Below are 19543 nucleotides of genomic sequence, written 5' to 3'. Positions count from 1 at the left end.
ACTTCGGCCACCAGAAGTGGAATCCGGCGAACATCGCGAAGACCACGGTGCCGAAGACGACGTAGTGGAAGTGCGCGACGACGAAGTACGAGTCGGAGATGTGGAAGTCCAGCGGCGGCGAGGCCAGGATCACGCCGGTCAGACCACCGACGACCCCTTCCACATCGTGCCGATCCAGTTGAAGAACTTCACACCGGTCGGAACCGCGATGAGGAACGTCATGAAGGAGAAGAACGGCAACAGCACACCGCCGGTGACGTACATGTGGTGAGCCCACACCGTCACCGAAAGGCCGGCGATGGCGATCGTCGCGCTGATCAGGCCCACATAACCGAACATCGGCTTGCGGCTGAAGACCGGGATGATCTCGGAAATGATTCCGAAGAACGGTAGCGCGATGATGTACACCTCTGGATGGCCGAAGAACCAGAAGAGGTGTTGCCAGAGCAATGCGCCACCGTTGGACGCATCGAAGATATGTGCGCCGAATTTACGGTCCACCTCCAGCGCGAAGAGCGCGGCGGCGAGGACCGGGAAGGCCAGCAGGACCAGGACACCGGTCAGCAGGACGTTCCAGGTGAAGATCGGCATGCGGAACATCGTCATGCCGGGGGCGCGCATGCAGATGATCGTGGTGATGAAGTTGACCGACCCGAGGATCGTGCCGAAGCCGCCGATCTGCAGCGGCATGATCCAGTTCGCGAATCCTGCGAACAGCGGCGTCGCGAACATCAGCAGCATGATCGTGCCGTGCATCGTGAACGCCTGGTTGAACTGCTCGTTCGACATGATCTGCGTACCCGGACGGGCCAGCTCGGCGCGCATGAAGAGCGCCAGGAGGCCACCGATGCAGAAGAAGGCGAACGATGTGACCAGGTACATCGTGCCGATCGTCTTGTGGTCGGTGGTGGTCAGCCACTTGACGACGGCACTCCCCGGCTGCTTGCGCCGCACCGGCAGTTCGTCCTCGAACGAGAGGTCTGCTGCCGCGGCACCCTGGGATTCATTGAGGATGCTCACAGTTTGTTCGTCTCCGCATTCCTGGCCGGGTCCGTCTGCTCGATGCCTGCCGGCACGTAGCCCGTCTGACCCTTCTCCGCCAGCTCCTTGAGGTGCTGCTGGTAACGCTCGGGAGAGACGATCTTGACGTTGAAGAGCATCCGGGAGTGGTCGACGCCGCAGAGCTCGGCGCACTTACCCATGTAGGTGCCCTCCTTCTTCGGCGTGACCTCGAAGGAGTTGGTGTGGCCCGGAATGACGTCCTGCTTCATGAGGAACGGCACCACCCAGAAGGAGTGGATGACGTCACGCGAAGTCAGCACGAAGCGGACCTTCTCGCCCTTCGGCAGCCACAGGGTCGGGCCCGGGTTGCCGTTCTGCGGGTTGCGCGTACCGGGGATGCCCACGTCGTAGACGCCGCCGGCGCCCTCGGGGAAGTCCTTGCGGTACTTGTCGGGGATGGCGTCGAGCTCCTTGGGGATCTCGTCGCCGGCGGAGGGCTGGCCCTCCACCTTCTCGATGTAGTTGAAACCCCAGCTCCACTGGTAGCCGACCACGTTGATGGTGTGGGCGGGCTTCGGAGTGAGCTCGAGGAGCTTCGATTCATCGCGCGCGGTGAAGTAGAAGAACACCGAGACGATGATGAGGGGGACCACTGTGTACAGCGCCTCGATAGGCATGTTGTACCTGGTCTGCTGGGGTACCTCCACCTTGGTCCTGCTTCGCCGGTGGAAGATGACGCTCCACAGGATCAGCCCCCAGACAAGGACGCCCGTGGCGAGCGCTGCCGCCCACGAGCCCTGCCAGAGGGAGAGGATCCGAGGGGCCTCTTCCGTTACCGGGGTGGGCATACCGAGGCGGGGGAAATCCTCCCAGTTGTATGAACAACCGGAGGCCGTCGCCAGGACCAGGCCCGCAGTCAGCACCTGCGGCAGCTTCCGCCGCATCGGGCGCCGCGACGAGCGGTCGGAGCCGTTGGGACTCACGTAGCGCCTTCCCGAGAGTCTCGCCCGCACGGTCGGCGCGGCCGTCTCACTTGGTCGGTCGCCGGCCCTGACGCGGGCAGGGGTTTGGATGTTTATGCGGACCAAACCCTACTGGACGCTATTTGGGGCCGCGCGGGGAGGGTGCCCAACGCGCCGCACGACACCCCGAAGGGATGGAATGCGAGCCTCCGGCCGCCATCTGACGCCCCCTCTCCCCCGCCACCACGGCGGCCGGTCGCCTGGTCACGCCCCCTGCGGGCTAGCGTGACGGTGTGCCCTACTTCGATGCGGCTTCCTCCGCCCCCCTGCACCCCGTCGCCCGCCAGGCGCTGCTTGCCTCCCTGGACGAGGGCTGGGCCGATCCAGCCCGGCTCCACCGCGAGGGCCGACGGGCCGCGCTGCTGCTGGACGCGGCCAGGGAGGCCGCGGCGGAGGCGGTCGGCTGCCGTCCGGACGAGCTGGTGTTCACCTCGTCAGGCACCCGGGCGGTGCATTCGGCGGTGGCCGGGGCTCTCGCCGGGCGTCGGCGTGTCGGCCGCCACCTGGTGCTCTCCGCCGTCGAGCACTCCTCGGTGATCCACTGCGCCGGGGCCCTCGCCGCGGAGGGTGGTTCCTTCAGCGAGGTCCCGGTGGACCGGACCGGGGCGGTGGACCCCGCGGCGTACGGCCGGGCCCTCCGCCCGGACACCGCCCTGGCTTGTCTGCAGTCCGCCAACCACGAGGTGGGGACCGAACAGCCGGTGGCGGAGACCGCCGAGATCTGCGCCGCGGCGGGCGTGCCGCTGATGGTGGACGCCGCGCAGTCGCTGGGCTGGGGACCGGTGCCCGGCCGCTGGTCACTGCTGGCCGCGAGCGCCCACAAGTGGGGCGGGCCGGCCGGGGTCGGGCTGCTCGCCGTGCGCAAGGGGGTCCGGTTCGCACCGCGAGGTCCCGTCGACGAGCGGGAGTCGGGCCGGGCCCCCGGCTTCGAGAACATCCCGGCGATCGTGGCGGCGGCGGCCTCGCTGCGGGCGGTGCGCGCGGAGGCCGCGGCGGAGGCCGTACGGCTGCGCGCCCTGGTGGACCGGATCCGGGCGGCGGTCGGGTCACTGGTGCCCGACGTGGAGGTGGTCGGCGACCCGGTCCGGCGACTGCCGCATCTGGTCACCTTCTCCTGTCTCTATGTCGACGGAGAGACACTGCTCCACGAGCTGGACCGGGCCGGTTTCTCCGTGTCGTCCGGATCGTCCTGCACGAGCAGCACCCTGACGCCCAGCCACGTCCTCAAGGCGATGGGGGTGCTCACGGAGGGAAACGTCCGCGTGTCCCTTCCGGCCGGGACGACGGACGAGGAGGTCGACGGCTTCCTCGGTGCGCTCCCGGGCGTGGTGTCCGACGTACGGGAGAAGCTCGGCGCTCCTGTTCCGGCGGCCGCCGCCCCCGCGCCCCGGACCTCGCTCGTGGTCGACGCGCTCGGCAGGCGCTGCCCGATCCCGGTGATCGAGCTCGCAAAGGTGATCGGAGGGGTACCGGTGGGCGGCACGGTGACGGTGCTCTCGGACGACGAGGCCGCACGCCTCGACATCCCGGCCTGGTGCGCGATGCGCGAGCAGGAGTACGTGGGCGAGGAGCCGGCGGACCGAGGCTCGGCCTATGTGGTCCGCCGGCTCCGGTGAGCCCGTGAGCTCTCCTGTGTGCCGGTGAGGCGCTCCTGTGAGCCCCTGGGCTTCCGCTGCCCTTGCTAGGAGAGGTGCTTCCTGACCTCGGAGGCCGCCTCGTCCCCGTAGGCCTTGGTGAAGCGGTCCATGAAGTTGGTGCGGCGCAGGGTGTACTCCTGGGTGCCGACCGTCTCGATGACCAGGGTCGCGAGCATGCAGCCGACCTGGGCGGCGCGCTCCAGGCCCACGTTCCAGGCGAGGCCGGAGAGGAAGCCCGCCCGGAACGCGTCGCCGACGCCGGTCGGGTCGGCCTTCCGCTCCTCCTCCGCGCAGCCGACCTCGACGGGGTCCTCGCCGGCCCGCTCGATGCGGACGCCGCGGGCGCCGAGGGTGGTGACGCGGTGGCCGACCCTGGAGAGGATCTCCTCGTCGCTCCAGCCGGTCTTGGACTCGATGAGCCCCTTCTCGTACTCGTTGGAGAAGAGGTACGTCGCACCGTCGAGCAGGATGCGGATCTCCTCGCCGTCCATCCGGGCGATCTGCTGCGAGAAGTCGGCGGCGAACGGGATGCCCCGCGAGCGGCACTCCTCGGTGTGCCGGAGCATCGCCTCGGGGTCGTCGGCCCCGATGGAGACGAGGTCGAGGCCGCCCACGCGGTCGGCGACGCTCTTGAGCTCGATCAGCCGGGCCTCGCTCATCGCGCCCGTGTAGAAGGAACCGATCTGGTTGTGGTCGGAGTCCGTCGTGCAGACGAAGCGCGCCGTGTGCAGGACCTCGGAGATGCGGATCGAGTCCGTGTCGACGCCGTGCCGGTCGAGCCAGGCGCGGTAGTCGTCGAAGTCGGCCCCGGCGGCACCGACCAGGATCGGCTTCGTACCGAGCACGCCCATCCCGAAGGCGATGTTGGCCCCGACACCGCCGCGGCGCACGTCGAGGTTGTCCACCAGGAAGGAGAGCGAGACCGTGTGCAGCTGATCGGCGACCAGCTGGTCCGCGAATCGGCCGGGGAAGGTCATGAGATGGTCTGTGGCGATGGAGCCGGTGACTGCAATGCGCACGGGGAGCTGCTCCTGCGGAAGGCGAAGGGACGCGCGAGGCCCCCTCCGGGACGGCATGACAGTTCACGCTACCCGGTAACACCAGCGTGCCCGAATGGCCAAAACTACCCGATAGTAGGTCTTTCTACCCGAGCGCTACCGTGCGTACGGTGCGGATATGTCGAACACCATCGTTCCGCGTGAGTCCGAGATGAGCCTGGCCGAGCTGCGCGGTGACTGCGCGCGGATGGCGCCGCACTGGGTCGTACCCGCGAAGACCGCCACGAAGCCGGTGGAACCCTCCCGCATCCACGGCGTCACGGTGCCGCCGTCGTCCGCCCGTCTGATCGACGCCATGTCCGACTACGGGGACTGACCGGCCGCACGGGGCGGTTCCCCCGCATAGCCGGGGAACCGCGCGCCCCTCTGCTCCGTCCCACCGTCGTCCCCCATCCGGGGACGGACGATGAGCCTGTGGCGGCTACGCAGTCGAAGGAGCGATCCGGTGAGCACCGAGCAATCCGAGAACGACGTGACCGGTTCCCGGCGGCGGCGTTCGCCCCTCGCCGTGGCCTCGGTGGCGGCAGCGGTGCTGCTGGCCGGCGGGGGCGGCGCCTATTGGGCGTCGAACACCTCGGGCGAGGCCGCCCCCGGCCTTCTTCCCGACCCCGGTACCGGCTCTCCCCCGCTGCTCTCGCTCGACGTCTCGGCGGAGAGCGGGCCCTCCGCGCCCTCGCGGGGCATCGCACCGGGTGAGCCGGATCCCCATGGCGACGGGACCGTCCACCGCGCCTCGGGAGAGCTGCCCGACGGCCCGGACGAGGCCGCCGTCCACCGGGCGACGGGCACGGTGACCGCGGCCGAGGTGGCACGCCTCGCGAAGGCACTCGGCGTGCGGGGAACACCGCGCACCGAGGGCACGGCCTGGAAGGTGGGCAGTGACGGGGACGGCTCAGGGCCGTTCCTGCGGGTGACCAAGCAGGCTCCGGGCACCTGGACCTTCGCCCGGTACGGCTCCGGCGGCCCGGACGCCTGCGAGTCGGCCGCGGCCTGCTCGAAGGACACGTCGCCGGGCACCGGTACGGGCTCGCCGGTGAGCGAGAAGGCCGCCAGGGCTGCGGCGGCCCCGGTACTGAAGGCCGTGGGCCAGGACGGCGCCGCGCTCGACGCGGACCAGCTGATGGGTTCCGTACGCGTGGTGAACGCCGACCCGGTGGTGGGCGGGCTGCCGACGTACGGCTGGTCGACCGGGATCCAGGTGGGCGCCGGAGGCGAGATCGTCGGCGGCAGCGGGCATCTGAAGAGCCTGGAGAAGGGTGACAGCTATCCGGTGACCGGCGCGGACGACGCGTTGGAGCGGCTGAACGCGGACAGCGGGCGGGCCGCGAAGTCCGGCATCGGCGGCTGCGCGACCCCAGCACCTCTGGAGGGGGATCCTGCGCCGCCGAAGACCGACTGCGGCGCCACTCAGCCGGCTGCCACGGCGACGGTCGAGAAGGCCGAGTTCGGGCTCGCGGCGCGGTACGCGGACGGCGAGCAGATCCTCGTGCCCTCGTGGCTCTTCTCCGTACGGCCCGAAGGGGGCGGCCCCGGGCACACGGTCGCCCAGGTGGCGGTGGACCCGGACCACGTGACGGAGGCGAGCGCCGAGCCGTCCCCGGAGCCCACGAAGGACCCCGGAAGCACGGGCACGGGCCCGGACGTCACCTCGTACAGTTCGGACGGCCGGACGCTGGAGGTGATGTTCTGGGGCGGCGTGTGCAGCACGTATGCGGCACGCGCCACGGAGGACGGCGGCACGGTACGGGTCACCGTGACCGAGTCGAAGCCGGATCCCGGCAAGGCCTGCATCATGATCGCCAAGGAGCTGACCCGGACGGTGACGCTGGACGCGCCGCTGGACGGCCGGAAGGTGGTGGACGCGGAGTCGGGCGAGACGGTGCCGCGCGCCTGAGTCCCGCGCACCTGGCTTCCGCCCACCCGCGTTCCGTACGCGCGGACGACAGCGGCGGCGTTCCCGGATCCGGGAGCGCCGCCGCTGTCGGTACGGCTCGGGGTTCAGCTGAAGGAGTCACCGCAGGCGCAGGAGCCCGTGGCGTTCGGGTTGTCGATCGTGAAGCCCTGCTTCTCGATGGTGTCCACGAAGTCGACGGAGGCGCCGCCCAGGTACGGGGCACTCATCCGGTCGGTGACGACCTTGACGCCGTCGAAGTCCTTCACGACGTCCCCGTCGAGCGAGCGCTCGTCGAAGAAGAGCTGGTACCGCAGGCCCGAGCAGCCTCCGGGCTGAACGGCGACGCGCAGCGCGAGGTCGTCCCGGCCCTCCTGCTCCAGCAGGGTCTTGACCTTGGCTGCGGCGGCGTCGGACAGGAGGATGCCGTCGCTCACGGTGGTGGTCTCGTCCGATACGGACATCTGCTTCTCTCCCGGGGTTGTACGGACTGCTTGCCGACGGTCCAACCATCGGGGCCGCGGATTCATTCCGGGCCAGGCGCGTGTCTGTTCCCTTCATGCTCGCACACCGCATGCGCGGGGGGATGCGTCACATCGACGCTATCGGCATCGTCAAGCTGACATGAAGCGGTTATGATAGATAGCGTCAATTAGACGAAAAGGCGTTCCGCAGAAAAGAAAGGGTGCGTGTCGTGACCACCGCCCAGCCCCTGGATGTCCAGCCGACACCCCTCGCCCTTCTGCTGCTCGGCCGCGAGGCCGACCCGCGGAGCGAGCGCGGGGTCGAATGCCCCGGTGACCTGCCCTCCCCGTCCGACCCGGACCTGGTGGAGCGGGCTCGTGCCGCCAAGGAGAAGCTCGGGGACAAGGTCTTCGTGCTCGGCCACCACTACCAGCGCGACGAGGTCATCCAGTTCGCGGACGTCACCGGCGACTCCTTCAAGCTCGCCCGGGACGCGGCGGCGCGGCCCGAGGCGGAGTACATCGTCTTCTGCGGCGTGCACTTCATGGCCGAGTCCGCGGACATCCTGACCGGCGACGACCAGAAGGTCGTCCTGCCGGACCTCGCCGCCGGCTGCTCGATGGCCGACATGGCCACCGCGGAGCAGGTCGCCGAGTGCTGGGACGTGCTGACGGAGGCCGGGGTCGCCGACCAGGTCGTGCCGGTCTCGTACATGAACTCCTCCGCCGACATCAAGGCCTTCACCGGCAGGCACGGCGGCACCATCTGCACCTCGTCCAACGCGAAGCGGGCCCTGGAATGGGCCTTCGAGCAGGGCGAGAAGGTGCTGTTCCTGCCGGACCAGCACCTCGGCCGGAACACGGCCGTGCGGGACATGGGGATAACCCTGGAGGACTGCGTCCTCTACAACCCGCACAAGCCGAACGGCGGCCTGACCGCCGAGGAGCTGCGCGACGCGAAGATGATCCTGTGGCGCGGGCACTGCTCGGTGCACGGGCGCTTCTCGGTCGAGTCCGTCAACGACGTACGGGAGCGGATCCCGGGCGTCAACGTGCTGGTGCACCCGGAGTGCAAGCACGAGGTCGTGGCCGCCGCGGACCAGGTGGGCTCGACGGAGTACATCATCAAGGCCCTGGAGGCGGCTCCTGCCGGCTCCAAGTGGGCGATCGGCACGGAACTGAACCTGGTGCGCCGGCTGGCGAACCGTTTCGCCGCCGAGGACAAGGAGATCGTCTTCCTCGACAAGACGGTGTGCTTCTGCTCGACGATGAACCGGATCGACCTGCCGCACCTGGTGTGGACCCTGGAGTCCCTGGCCGAGGGCAACCTGGTCAACCGGATCCAGGTGGAAGCGGAGACGGAGAAGTACGCCAAGCTGGCGCTGGAGCGGATGCTGGCGCTGCCGTAGGCGGTGGTGGGCCGCGTCCACCGGCCCGGCCCCGAAGGAGAAGGCCCCCGACGCCGCAGTGCGGCGTCGGGGGCCTTCTCCGTGGCCGGGGGCCGATGTGTCAGGCCTTCGCGGCCTCCGGCTCCGGGGAGGTGGCTTCCTCCGCCGTCTCCGGGGCCTTCTCGCCGGACTTCGCCTCGCGCTTGGCCGCCTTCTTCTTCGCGCGGCGCTCCTTGCGGAGCTCGACCATCGCGTAGAGCGTCGGCACCAGGAGCAGGGTCAGCAGCGTGGAGGTGATCAGACCGCCGATCACCACGACCGCCAGCGGCTGCGAGATGAAGCCGCCCTCGCCCGTGACGCCGAGCGCCATCGGGAGCAGCGCGAAGATCGTCGCGAGTGCCGTCATCAGGATCGGGCGCAGACGGTGACGACCGCCCTCCACGACCGCCTCGACGACGCCCATGCCCTGCGACCTGTACTGGTTGATCAGGTCGATCAGCACGATCGCGTTGGTCACCACGATGCCGATCAGCATCAGCATGCCGATCATCGCCGGAACGCCCATCGGGGTGCCGGTGACGATCAGGAGGCCGAGGGCGCCCGTCGCGGCGAAGGGGATGGAGACCAGCAGGATCAACGGCTGGATGAGCGACCGGAAGGTGGCCACCAGCAGCATGAAGATGATCGCGATGGCCGCCAGCATGGCCAGGCCGAGCTTCATGAAGGCGTCGTTCTGGTCCTCGGAGACACCACCGATGGTCGCGGTGGCGCCCTCCGGGAGGTCCAGTGCGTTGATCTTCGTCTGGAGCGAGGCGGTGACCGCGCCCGTGTTGTCGTCGGTCGGCTTGGCGGTGATCGTCGCGGCGCGCTGACCATCGATCCGGGTCATCGTGACCGGGCCGGGGACCAGTTCCACGTCGGCGATGTCGCCGAGCTTCACGGGGCCGAGCGGCAGCGCCTTCAGCTCGGCCATGGTGGTGGCCGGGCGCGAGGACCTGATGACGACGTCACGCTCGGTGTCGTCCATGATCGCCTTGCCGGACGGGGTGCCGCGCACCGCGCCGGCGACCGCCGCACCGAGCGTCGTCTGGTTGAATCCGGCGTCGGCCGCCTTGTCGTTGGCCTTGACCGAGATGCGCGGGACGCTCTGGGCCAGGTCGCTCTGGACATCGGTGACGTCCTCGAGCTCGGCGACCTCGCCCCGTACCGCTTCGGACGCCTTCTTCAGGACGTCCGCGTCGGCGGCCTTGACCACGACGCTCAGGTCCTGGCTGCCGAAGCCGTCACCCGCGGCGATCGTGGTGTCGCCGATGCCGTCGAGCTTGCCCAGGGCCTCGTCGATCCGGTCCTGGGTGGCGTCGAAGTCCGCCGCGTCCTTGAGGGTGACCTGGTAGGAGGCCTGGTTGGCACCCGTACCGCCGCCGAAGGCCGCCATGAAGCCGGAGGAGCCGACGGTGACCTGGTAGTCCTCGACGCCGTCGTCGCCGGCGAGGACCTTCTCGACCTTCTGCGCGGCCTCGTCGGCGGCGGCCAGGCTGGTGCCCGGAGTCAGCTCCTGCTTGATGGAGAGGACTTCCTGCTCGCCCTGGTCGAAGAAGTTCGTCTTCAGCAGGGGTGCCATGCCGAAGGTGCCGAACAGGACCACGAGCGCGATGACGATGCTGGTCACGCGGCGGCGGGTCGCGAAGCGCAGCACCGGGACGTAGATCCGCTGGAGCCGGCTGGCGGCTTCCTTCTCCTCGGCCTTGCGGCGCGCCTCGTCCGGGTCGGTGTCGGTGCCCTTGGGGGCCCGCAGGAACCAGTACGAGAGGACCGGAACCACGGTCAGCGAGACCAGCAGGGAGGCCAGCAGGGCCGCTGTGACCGTGAGGGAGAACGAACCGAAGAGCTGGCCGACCATGCCTCCGACCAGACCGATGGGCAGGAACACCGCGACGGTGGTGAGCGTGGACGAGGTGACCGCGCCGGCCACCTCCTTGACCGCGGTGATGATCGCCGACTGGCGCTCCTCGCCGTAGCCGAGGTGCCGCTTGATGTTCTCCAGGACCACGATCGAGTCGTCGACGACGCGGCCGATCGCGATGGTCAGCGCGCCGAGGGTCAGCATGTTCAGCGACAGGTCACGGGTCCAGAGCACGATCAGCGCGAGGACCACGGAGAGCGGGATGGAGACCGCGGTGACCAGCGTCGAGCGGATCGACGCGAGGAACACCAGGATCACGACGACCGCGAAGAGCAGGCCGAGCGCGCCCTCCGTGGTCAGGCCGGAGATCGCCTTGGAGACGGCGGGGCCCTGGTCGGACACGACGGTCAGCTCCGCGTCCGCGCCGAGGTCCTCGCGCAGGTCCGGCAGCTTGTCCTGGACCGCGTCGGAGATGGCGACGGCGCTGCCGTCCTTGTCCATCGTCGCCATGACGGCGAGGCTCGGCTTGCCGTTCGTACGCGTGATGGAGACCGCGGTGGCGGGCTCCTGCTTCACCGTGGCGACGTCACCCACACGGACCGGCTTCCCCGGCTTGCCCGACGCCGGGTCCGCCGCGGAGACCTTCAGGTCCTCGATCTGCTGGAGCGAGGTGAAGGGGCCGCCCACCTGGATGGTGCGGCTCTTGCCCGCCTCGGAGAAGGAACCGGCCGGGACGGTGGCGCCGCCTGCCTGGAGGGCCTGGGCCAGCGAACCGGCGTTCATGCCGGCCGCGGCGAGCTTCCTGTCGTCGGGTACGACGGCGACCTGGAGGTCCTGCACTCCGTCGACGGCGACCTGGCCGACACCCTCGATGTCCTCGAGGGCGGGAACGACCGTGCGGTCCAGCTCGTCGGCGAGCGCCTGCTGGTCCTTGTCGGAGGTGACGGCGAGGACGACGGTCGGGATGTCGTCGGTGGAACCGGCGATGACCTGCGGGTCCACATCCTCGGGAAGCTGGATGCGGGCACGGTTGACGGCCTGCTGGATGTCGGCGACGAGCTGCTTCGTGCCCTCGTCGCCGAAGTCGAAGGTCGCCATGATGACGGCGCTTCCCTCGCTGGCGGTCGACGTGACACCCTCGACCCCGTCGACGGCCTTGATGGCGTCCTCGAGGGGTTCTACGACCTGCTTCTCGACCACGTCGGGGGACGCACCCTGGTAGGGCGCCAGCACCGAAACCATCGGCAGTTCGATGGTGGGCAGCAGCTGCTGCTTGAGCTGCGGGATCGCTATCGCTCCGAAAACGAGCGCGACGATCGAGATCAGCCCGATCAGGGCCCGTTGCGCGAGGCTGAATCTGGACAGCCAGGACATGGGTGGGTCTCTCTTCTGTGGCTTACGCGGCAGATGGGCGGCTGCTCGGTGCCCACGTCGGCGCTCACTGCGGAGCTCGCTTCGGTGATCACAGGGGACACAGCCCGCCACCTATACGATCGCCGGTTCCGTGCGCGAGATCGTCGGTCCCCGGGTTGCTTTCTTATCTCGCGCATACCGCAGCTGGAGTAGCCGGGACTACACCCGTCACTCCACCCTGGGGCGGACCAGGCCCGATTCGTAGGCAATGACGACCAATTGGGCCCGGTCCCGTGCGCCGAGCTTCGCCATCGCCCGGTTCACATGGGTCTTCACGGTGAGCGGGCTGACGACGAGCCGGTCGGCGATCTGGTCGTTGGAGTGCCCGCCCGCCACCTGGACGAGCACCTCTCGCTCGCGCCCCGTGAGCGCGGCGAGGCGCTCGGAGTACGCCGCGCCCTCGGGTCCCTCCCCGGCGCTGCCCGGCTGGGCGAGGAAGCTGGCGATGAGGCCCTTGGTCGCGGCCGGGGAGAGCAGCGCCTCACCGGCGGCGGCGACCCGGATGGCGTTGAGCAGTTCGTCCGGTTCCGCCCCCTTGCCCAGGAAGCCGGAGGCGCCGGCGCGGAGGGACTGGACGACGTACTCGTCCACCTCGAAGGTGGTGAGCATGACGATCCGCACGCCCGCCAGGTCCGGGTCGGCGCTGATCATCCGGGTGGCGGCGAGCCCGTCGGTGCCCGGCATCCGGATGTCCATCAGCACCACGTCGGCGAGCGTCGAACGGGCCAGGGCCACGGCCTCCGCCCCGTCGGCGGCCTCACCGACGACCCGCATGTCGGGCTCGGAGTCGACCAGCACCCGGAACGCGCTGCGCAGCAACGCCTGGTCGTCGGCGAGCAGCACCTTGATGGGCGTCACGCGCATCCCCCCGTCGTCCCCGCCGCGCCCGGTACTTCCGGAGCGTGTGTGCGGGACTCGACGGGCAGGATCGCATGCACCCTGAATCCGCCTCCGTAACGGGGCCCTGCCGTGAGCCTGCCGCCGAGTGCGGTGACGCGTTCGCGCATGCCGATCAGACCGTGCCGGCCGCCGTCGGCCGACGGCGGCCGGGGATCCGCCCCCCGGCCGTCGTCGAGCACGGTGACCTCCACGGTCCGCCCGACCCGTACGACGCTCACCTCGGCCCTGGCACCGGCACCCGCGTGTTTGCGCACGTTGGTCAGGGCTTCCTGGATGATCCGGTAGGCCGCGAGGTCGACCGCCGCGGGCAGCGGCCTGTCGGGGTCGGTGCAGGCCACCTCGACGGGGAGCCCGGCGTTACGGAAGGTGTCGACCAGGGTGTCGAGGACGGCGAGCCCCGGCGCGGGTTCCGTGGGCGCCTCCGGGTCGCCGGACTGGCGCAGCAGCCCGACCGTGGTCCGCAGCTCGTTGAGGGCGGAGCGGCTGGCTTCCCGCACGTGGGCGAGTGCCTCCTTCGCCTGGTCGGGGCGCTTGTCCATGACGTGCGCCGCGACCCCGGCCTGGACGTTGACCAGGGCGATGTGGTGGGCGACGACGTCGTGCAGGTCCCGGGCGATCCTCAGCCGCTCCTCGGCCACCCTGCGGCGGGCCTCCTCCTCGCGGGTGCGCTCCGCGCGTTCGGCCCGTTCCCTGATCGCGTCGATGAACGCGCGTCTGCTGCGGACCGCGTCGCCGGCGGCCCCGGCCAGCCCCGTCCAGGCGAGGACGCCGAGGTTCTCCTGGCTGTACCAGGGCGTCGTGCCGGCCACCATCGCGGTCACGGTCAGCACGCCCATGGTCAGCAGGCCGACCCGCCAGGTGGTGGGGCGGTCGGTGCTGGCCGCGACGGTGAAGAGCGCGATGACCGCGCTCATCACGACGGGGGCGGGAGGATCCGTCAGGGCGAACTCGGCGGCGGACAGCAGCCCGGTGACGGCGAGCACCGCCATGGGCTCGCGGCGGCGCAGGACGAGCGCCCCGGCCCCGAGCACCATCAGCAGCACGCTGGACGGGCCGGGTGTCCGGACTCCGAAGACCGGCCCGTGGCCCGGATTCGGCTCGGCGAACGACGCGCAGACCATGCAGACGAGCACGGCCGCGGCGAGGCCACCGTCGAAGGCGAGGGGATGGCCGCGCAGCCAGCGTCGGGCGCGCGCGAACCCGGTTCCGAGGGTGGTCACGTCGGACCACGGTACGGCCTGCCGCCGGTTCGGCGGTCCGTACGGTCTCCGGACGTCGTCACGGCACGGGGCGGGACAGCACGACGCCCCGCGCCGGGCGGGCCGGGCGGGGCGTCGTCGGAGTGCGGAGGTGGCCGGTCAGCCGGGGATCAGCCCGTCGTCGCGGAGCATGGAGCGCACCTCTTCGAGGGTGGCGTCGGGTGCCGGCAGGATCAGTTCGGACGGCTCCAGGGAGTCGTCGGGGAGCGGCGAGCCGAGCTCGCGCACCTTGTCCAGAAGCGCGTGGAGCGTGGTGCGGAAGCCTGGTCCGTCACCGCTCTCCATCTCCGCGAGGAGTATGTCGTCGAGCTTGTTCAGCTCGGCGACATGACTGTCGGCCAGTACGACCTGGCCCTCCCCCATGATCCGTACGATCATGACGCCGCCCTCACTGCTTGTCGAACCTGTGCGGAGACTGCTGCTGCTGCGGTGCCGCGTCCTCGGCGCCGCCCTCGATGGCCTGCTGCTGCCCGGCGGAACCCCCGGCCAGCTCGGCCTTCATGCGCTGCAGCTCCAGTTCCACATCCGTACCACCGGAGATCCGGTCCAGCTCGGCGGCGATGTCGTCCTTCGCCGTGCCGGAGGCGTCGTCGAGGGCCCCGGAGGCCAGCAGTTCGTCGATGGCGCCCGCGCGGGCCTGGAGCTGCTGGGTCTTGTCCTCGGCCCGCTGGATCGCCAGGCCGACGTCGCCCATCTCCTCGGAGATGCCCGAGAAGGCCTCGCCGATCCGGGTCTGGGCCTGGGCCGCGGTGTAGGTGGCCTTGATGGTCTCCTTCTTCGTCCGGAAGGCATCGACCTTGGCCTGCAGACGCTGGGCCGCGAGAGTGAGCTTCTCCTCCTCACCCTGCAGCGTCTGGTGCTGCGTCTCCAGGTCCGTGACCTGCTGCTGAAGGGCGGCGCGCCTCGACAGCGCCTCGCGGGCCAGGTCCTCGCGGCCGAGCGCGAGAGCCTTGCGGCCCTGGTCCTCCAGCTTCGACGACTGCCCCTGCAGCTGATTCAGCTGCAGCTCCAGCCTCTTGCGCGAGGTCGCCACGTCGGCGACGCCGCGGCGTACCTTCTGGAGCAGCTCCAGCTGCTTCTGGTACGAGTAATCGAGGGTCTCGCGCGGATCCTCGGCCCGGTCAAGGGCCTTGTTTGCCTTCGCGCGGAAGATCATTCCCATACGCTTCATGACACCGCTCATGGGCTTCGCGCGCCCCCTTCTGACGGACTGAGCTCCAGCACTCCAACAGAACCCACAGTACGGGCCCTGTCTCCATTACCGCACTGTTCGAGCACGGATGTGCTCCTCCGCAAGGACGACTGACGCCGGCGGCCGCTCCCGCGCAGGGAGTAGACGAACATCAGGGATGCGTCGGCAACGTCCGTTCTGCCCCTGTCGGAACACTTTTCAGGGCGCAGGCCGTTGCCGGATCGTTCCCGGCCGGTCTCCGGTAGTCCCGGCCGACCCCGTACCCTTGGGTTTTGTGTTCCGTAGCCGCTCCAAGGAAGAGAAGGCCCCCACCGGCAAGGTGACGGCGGACCTCTCCAAGACGCCCCGCGACCCCCAGGCTCCCAAGGGTCGCCCCACCCCCAAGCGCAGCGAGGCCCAGACGCAGCGCCGACGTGCCTCCAGCGGCGCGCCGACAGACCGCAAGGAGGCCGCCAAGCGCCAGCGCGAAGCGCGCCGGGCCGACATGGCCCGGCAGCGGGAGGCGCTCGCATCGGGCGACGAGCGCTACCTGCCGGTGCGTGACAAGGGGCCGGTGCGGCGCTTCGTCCGTGACTTCGTGGACTCGCGCTTCTGCATCGCGGAGTATTTCCTTCCGCTCGCGGTGGTCATCCTGATCCTCAGCGTCATCCAGGTCCAGAACATCCAGAACATCTCGCTGCTGCTCTGGCTCGGCGTGATCGTGCTGATCGTCGTCGACTCCATCGGCCTCGGGTTCCGCCTCAAGAAGCAGCTGGCCCAGCGCTTCCCGGACACTCCCAAGCGCGGCGCGGTGGCCTACGGCCTGATGCGTACGCTCCAGATGCGCCGACTGCGTCTGCCCAAGCCGCAGGTCAAGCGGGGAGAGCGGCCCTGAGCACGGAGACCCCCGGCTTCACGGGGGTGTCCTCCCAGTGGCTGGACGGGCTCGGCGGCCTGCGCAACACGGTCCGCCAGGAGCTCGTCGCCCGGCAGCTCGACGAGCAGATAGCCGCCCGCTTCCCCGTGGGGCAGCGGCTGCGGGTGCTCGACGTCGGCATGGGCCAGGGCACGCAGGCACTGCGCCTGGCGCGGGCCGGGCACTCCGTGACCGGCCTGGAGTCCGACGGCGCGATGCTGGACACCGCCCGGGAGTCCCTCGCCGCCGAGCCCGAGGGCATCCGCGAGCGGGTGCGCCTCATCGAGGGCGACGGCCGGGACACCGGGGTCCACTTCCTGCCCGGCAGCTTCGACGTGGTGCTCTGCCACGGGGTGCTGATGTACGTCCCGGAGCCGGACCCGATGCTGGCCGGCCTGGCCCGCATGCTGGCGCCCGGCGGTCTGCTGTCGCTGCTCGTACGGAACGCGGACGCGCTCGCGATGCGGCCGGGGACGGCGGGCGACTTCGGCGCGGCCCTGGCCGCGTTCGACACGGACACGTACACGAACAGGCTCGGTCTCGACGTCCGGGCGGACCGGCTCGAGGCCCTGCGGGCCACACTCGCGGGGATCGCCGCCCCGCTGCACGCCTGGTACGGCGTACGGGTCTTCACGGACAACGTGAGCAACGAGGCGGGGCTGCCCGGTCCCGAGGAGCTGGCCCGGGTCTTCGCCGCCGAGGACCGGGCCGGGCGCACCGATCCGTACCGCGGGATCGCGGCGCTGCTGCACCTGTGCGGGGTACGCGGCTGACGCCTCCGGCGGCGTACGCCTGATCGGCCCACCAGCACGGGCCGCCGGGGGCGGCCCTGGCGATACTCCGGGCATGGACGCAACCCATCCCCGCAGCCGGGCACGCCGCTCGCTCACGCCCCTGGCCGCCGGTGCCTGCGCGATCGCCCTGGCGGGCGGCTGCGCCGGGCCGGGCCCCGCCCCGTCCTCCGCACCGGTCCGGCAGCAGGCGGTGCCCCGGGCCGCCGGGGACCTGGAGGATCAGTACCGGGCGGTCATCAAGGACGTGCTCCCCTCCGTCGTGCAGATCGGCGCCGGGGAGGGCCTCGGCTCGGGCATCGTCTACGACGACAAGGGCCACATCGTCACGAACGCCCACGTCGTGGGCGACGAGAAGAGCTTCGACGTCAGCGTCGCCACCGGCGAGAAGGTGCTCAAGGCGTCCCTGGTCTCCTCCTATCCGGAGCAGGACCTGGCCGTCGTCAGGCTCGACGACGTCCCCGACGGTCTGCGGGCCGCGGAGTTCGGCGACACCGACGAGGTCGAGGTGGGTCAGATCGTCCTGGCGATGGGCTCACCGCTCGGCCTGTCCAGCAGCGTCACCCAGGGCATCGTCTCGGCCGTGGGCCGGACCGTCAGCGAGAGCGGCTCGGGCGGCGGTACGGGGGCGACGCTCGCCGACATGGTGCAGACCTCGGCGGCCATCAACCCGGGCAACAGCGGCGGGGCGCTGGTGAACCTCGACAGCGAGGTGATCGGTGTCCCGACCCTCGCGGCCACCGATCCCCAGCTGGGCGGCAGCGCGGCGCCCGGGATCGGTTTCGCCATCCCGGTCTCGATGGTGCGGACGGTGGCCGACCAGATCATCGAGTCAGGAAAGGTCACCGACTCGGGCCGGGCGGCGCTGGACATCACGGGCCGCACCGTCGTCGACGACCGGTACCAGCCCGCCGGCGTCGCGATCGTCAGCGCCCAGGAGGGCGGGGCCGCGGATGAGGCGGGCATGCGCGTCGGGGACGTCATCACCCGGATCGGCGACACCCCGGTCACGACGATCACCTCGCTCTCGGAGGCCCTGGCGGACGACAGGCCGGGCCAGAGGATCAGGGTGACGTACACGCGGGGGGACGCGGCGAAGACCGCCGAGGTCACCCTGGGCGAGATCTGAGAGCCGGTCGGCGGCGGAACGGCCGCGCGGCCCGGCGGGCGAGGAGGACCCGCCCGGGCGCCGGGGCCCGGGCGGGCCGACGGGCCTCAGTCGGCCTGGAGGCTCATCGGGCCGTAGATCTTCGTCGTGTCCTCGAAGAGCGTCACCTGGTCCGCGCCGCCTTCGAGGAGTTCCTTCCAGAACTCACCGATCCAGGACTCCGCGTCGCCCTGGGTCGTGAACTCCTCCGGCTGCAGCGCCGGCTCCGTCTCCGTACCGTCGGACTTCTCGAACCGCCACGTCCACGCCATGTCCGCCTCCTGGGTCACGTTGCTCCCCGAAGACTAGTGGGTGTCCCGGGCGCGCAGGTGGTACATGGACACGGGAGGATCAGAGCGTGGAACTGACACTGCTCGGCACCGGAGCCCCCGACGGGCTGCCGCGGCCCGACTGCCCCTGCGCCGTCTGCGCGTCCTCCCGCGGCGTGGGGGCGCGCGCCGCGACCGCGCTGCTCGTGGACGACGCGCTGCTGCTGGACCTCACCCCGGGCGCCGTGTTCGCCGCCGCCCGCGCGGGTCACTCGCTCGCCGCCGTGCGGCAGGTGCTGCTGACCCACCCTCACGACGGGCCCGCGGTGGAGCTGCCCGCCTCGCTCCCGCCCGCCGGGCGGGTCCCGGACGGCCAGGAGCTGACGCTGATCAGCGGGCACCGGGTCCGGGCCGTGGCGATGGACGCACCCGGTACGGGTTACGAGGTGACGTCGCCGGAGGGTGAGCGCCTGCTCTACCTGCCGCCCGGGGCCTCCCCCGCCGGTCTGGCCGACCGGGTGGCGGAGCCGTACGACATGGTCGTGTGCGACGTGATCACGCGGCCCGACGCGGTGGCCCGGCTGCGCGCCGTCGAGGCCGTCGTGGCCACCACCGAGGTGATCGCCGTCCACCTGGACCACGACGCGCCGCCCGGTGACGAGCTCGACCGCCGGCTCGCGGCCGGCGGGGCGCGAGCGGTTCCGGACGGGACGACGCTGCCGGTGGGCGCGTACCACGCGGTGGCCGAGGTGCCCCGGCGCACCCTGGTCACGGGCGGGGCCCGGTCGGGGAAGTCGGTGGAGGCGGAGCAGCGCCTGGAGACCTTTCCCGAGGTGGTGTACGTGGCTACGGGCGGCCACCGCGAGGGGGACGCCGAGTGGGCGGCCCGGATCGGGCTGCACCGGGAGCGCAGGCCGGCCGCGTGGCGCACCGAGGAGACCTGCGAACTGGCGGGTCTGCTGGCGGAGGACGGCCCGCCGCTGCTGATCGACTGTCTGTCGCTGTGGCTGACGGACGCGATGGACCGGGTCGAGGCGTGGGACGACGGCAGGTGGGCGGACGGCGGGGAGGAGAAGCTGCGCGAACGGGTCGCCGAGCTGGTCCGCGCGGTACGCGGGACACGTCGTACGGTCGTCGCCGTGACCAACGAGACCGGCTCGGGCGTGGTTCCCGCGACGGCCTCGGGGCGGCGTTTCCGGGACGAACTGGGCCGGTTGAACGCGGCGTTCGCCGCCGAGTGCGAGCAGGTGCTGCTGGTGGTGGCGGGGCAGGCGCTGGTGCTGCGGGGCTGAGGCGGGGGCGGGTGCGGGCC

17 protein-coding genes and 1 pseudogene are annotated in these 19543 nt (G+C 70.8%); 8 read left to right on the top strand and 10 right to left on the bottom strand.

The genetic code is table 11. From position 1 onward, the window contains the following. A pseudogene (locus OO67_RS13310) lies at positions 1 to 1020 on the bottom strand (cytochrome c oxidase subunit I); the annotation flags it as partial. After that, positions 1017 to 1985, bottom strand: coding sequence for an aa3-type cytochrome oxidase subunit II (ctaC, locus tag OO67_RS13305; RefSeq protein ID WP_033299967.1), 969 nt, complete (start codon positions 1983 to 1985; stop codon positions 1017 to 1019). The gene ctaC and the pseudogene OO67_RS13310, both read right to left, overlap by 4 nt. Positions 1986 to 2257: 272 nt before the next feature. Here ctaC and OO67_RS13300 point away from each other — a divergent pair, with 272 nt between their 5' ends. Beyond that, on the top strand, positions 2258 to 3640 hold the full coding sequence (locus OO67_RS13300) for a cysteine desulfurase/sulfurtransferase TusA family protein (protein ID WP_033299966.1): 1383 nt from the start codon (positions 2258 to 2260) through the stop codon (positions 3638 to 3640). 65 nt (positions 3641 to 3705) lie between these two features. Here OO67_RS13300 and OO67_RS13295 read toward each other — a convergent pair whose 3' ends face one another. After that, positions 3706 to 4680, bottom strand: coding sequence for a carbohydrate kinase family protein (locus tag OO67_RS13295; protein ID WP_033299964.1), 975 nt, complete (start codon positions 4678 to 4680; stop codon positions 3706 to 3708). Between the two features lie 157 nt (positions 4681 to 4837). Between OO67_RS13295 and OO67_RS13290 the strand changes: the two genes are divergently transcribed. Continuing rightward, a complete protein-coding gene (locus OO67_RS13290) occupies positions 4838 to 5035 on the top strand; it encodes a hypothetical protein (protein ID WP_033299963.1) in 198 nt (65 codons plus the stop codon). Between the two features lie 129 nt (positions 5036 to 5164). Then, positions 5165 to 6613, top strand: coding sequence for a hypothetical protein (locus OO67_RS13285; RefSeq protein WP_033299962.1), 1449 nt, complete (start codon positions 5165 to 5167; stop codon positions 6611 to 6613). Positions 6614 to 6717: 104 nt separating this feature from the next. Here OO67_RS13285 and erpA read toward each other — a convergent pair whose 3' ends face one another. After that, positions 6718 to 7074: an iron-sulfur cluster insertion protein ErpA gene (gene erpA / locus OO67_RS13280; protein ID WP_033299961.1), complete on the bottom strand. Its 357-nt coding sequence runs from the start codon at positions 7072 to 7074 to the stop codon at positions 6718 to 6720. Between the two features lie 221 nt (positions 7075 to 7295). On the opposite strand from erpA, the gene nadA reads away from it, so the two are divergent. Continuing rightward, positions 7296 to 8483 carry a quinolinate synthase NadA gene (gene nadA / locus OO67_RS13275; protein ID WP_033299960.1) on the top strand — a complete coding sequence of 396 codons (1188 nt, stop codon included), beginning with the start codon at positions 7296 to 7298 and terminating at the stop codon, positions 8481 to 8483. A gap of 100 nt (positions 8484 to 8583) precedes the next feature. Here nadA and OO67_RS13270 read toward each other — a convergent pair whose 3' ends face one another. The 5 genes from OO67_RS13270 to OO67_RS13250 all read right to left on the bottom strand — a co-directional run bounded on the left by OO67_RS13270 (position 8584) and on the right by OO67_RS13250 (position 15108). Next, positions 8584 to 11739: an efflux RND transporter permease subunit gene (locus OO67_RS13270; protein ID WP_033299959.1), complete on the bottom strand. Its 3156-nt coding sequence runs from the start codon at positions 11737 to 11739 to the stop codon at positions 8584 to 8586. 207 nt (positions 11740 to 11946) lie between these two features. Continuing rightward, entirely contained in the window at positions 11947 to 12636 is a 690-nt protein-coding gene (locus tag OO67_RS13265) for a response regulator (RefSeq protein ID WP_033300044.1), read from the bottom strand. Continuing rightward, complete coding sequence (locus OO67_RS13260; RefSeq protein ID WP_033299957.1) at positions 12633 to 13898, bottom strand: sensor histidine kinase; 1266 nt, start codon at positions 13896 to 13898, stop codon at positions 12633 to 12635. Before OO67_RS13260 ends, OO67_RS13265 begins: the two co-directional genes overlap by 4 nt. Positions 13899 to 14036: 138 nt before the next feature. Then, the gene (gene pspAA / locus OO67_RS13255; protein ID WP_033299956.1) at positions 14037 to 14315 is read right to left on the bottom strand and encodes a PspA-associated protein PspAA; all 279 of its coding nucleotides are present in this window, start codon (positions 14313 to 14315) and stop codon (positions 14037 to 14039) included. A gap of 10 nt (positions 14316 to 14325) precedes the next feature. Next, positions 14326 to 15108, bottom strand: coding sequence for a PspA/IM30 family protein (locus OO67_RS13250; protein WP_033300042.1), 783 nt, complete (start codon positions 15106 to 15108; stop codon positions 14326 to 14328). A gap of 295 nt (positions 15109 to 15403) precedes the next feature. On the opposite strand from OO67_RS13250, the gene OO67_RS13245 reads away from it, so the two are divergent. The 3 genes from OO67_RS13245 (at position 15404) to OO67_RS13235 (ending at position 17944) form a co-directional block, all read left to right on the top strand. Then, complete coding sequence (locus tag OO67_RS13245; RefSeq protein WP_033299954.1) at positions 15404 to 16003, top strand: DUF3043 domain-containing protein; 600 nt, start codon at positions 15404 to 15406, stop codon at positions 16001 to 16003. Positions 16004 to 16062: 59 nt separating this feature from the next. Then, positions 16063 to 16797, top strand: a complete 735-nt coding sequence (locus OO67_RS13240) for a class I SAM-dependent methyltransferase (RefSeq protein ID WP_033300040.1) — start codon at positions 16063 to 16065, stop codon at positions 16795 to 16797. 73 nt (positions 16798 to 16870) lie between these two features. After that, entirely contained in the window at positions 16871 to 17944 is a 1074-nt protein-coding gene (locus tag OO67_RS13235) for a S1C family serine protease (protein ID WP_033299952.1), read from the top strand. 86 nt (positions 17945 to 18030) lie between these two features. Here OO67_RS13235 and OO67_RS13230 read toward each other — a convergent pair whose 3' ends face one another. Continuing rightward, positions 18031 to 18234 (bottom strand): hypothetical protein, encoded by a 204-nt coding sequence (locus OO67_RS13230; RefSeq protein ID WP_033300039.1) that lies wholly within the window; start codon positions 18232 to 18234, stop codon positions 18031 to 18033. A gap of 86 nt (positions 18235 to 18320) precedes the next feature. Between OO67_RS13230 and OO67_RS13225 the strand changes: the two genes are divergently transcribed. After that, positions 18321 to 19523 carry a bifunctional adenosylcobinamide kinase/adenosylcobinamide-phosphate guanylyltransferase gene (locus OO67_RS13225; RefSeq protein ID WP_033299950.1) on the top strand — a complete coding sequence of 401 codons (1203 nt, stop codon included), beginning with the start codon at positions 18321 to 18323 and terminating at the stop codon, positions 19521 to 19523. The last annotated feature ends 20 nt before the right edge of the window (positions 19524 to 19543 follow it).

The organism is Streptomyces atroolivaceus (assembly GCF_000717025.1).
Lineage (GTDB): Bacteria > Actinomycetota > Actinomycetes > Streptomycetales > Streptomycetaceae > Streptomyces > Streptomyces atroolivaceus.
Note: the sequence above shows the minus strand (reverse complement) of the source record. Positions and strands in the feature narration are given on the sequence as shown.

Excerpts from the sequence above, each read along its gene's own strand:
- OO67_RS13270 (WP_033299959.1), bottom strand. The coding sequence starts at position 11,739 with ATGTCCTGGCTGTCCAGATTCAGCCTCGCGCAACGGGCCCTGATCGGG.
- OO67_RS13235 (WP_033299952.1), top strand. The coding sequence starts at position 16,871 with ATGGACGCAACCCATCCCCGCAGCCGGGCACGCCGCTCGCTCACGCCC.
- OO67_RS13290 (WP_033299963.1), top strand. The coding sequence starts at position 4,838 with ATGTCGAACACCATCGTTCCGCGTGAGTCCGAGATGAGCCTGGCCGAG.
- OO67_RS13230 (WP_033300039.1), bottom strand. The coding sequence starts at position 18,234 with ATGGCGTGGACGTGGCGGTTCGAGAAGTCCGACGGTACGGAGACGGAG.
- OO67_RS13250 (WP_033300042.1), bottom strand. The coding sequence starts at position 15,108 with ATGAAGCGTATGGGAATGATCTTCCGCGCGAAGGCAAACAAGGCCCTT.
- pspAA (WP_033299956.1), bottom strand. The coding sequence starts at position 14,315 with ATGATCGTACGGATCATGGGGGAGGGCCAGGTCGTACTGGCCGACAGT.
- erpA (WP_033299961.1), bottom strand. The coding sequence starts at position 7,074 with ATGTCCGTATCGGACGAGACCACCACCGTGAGCGACGGCATCCTCCTG.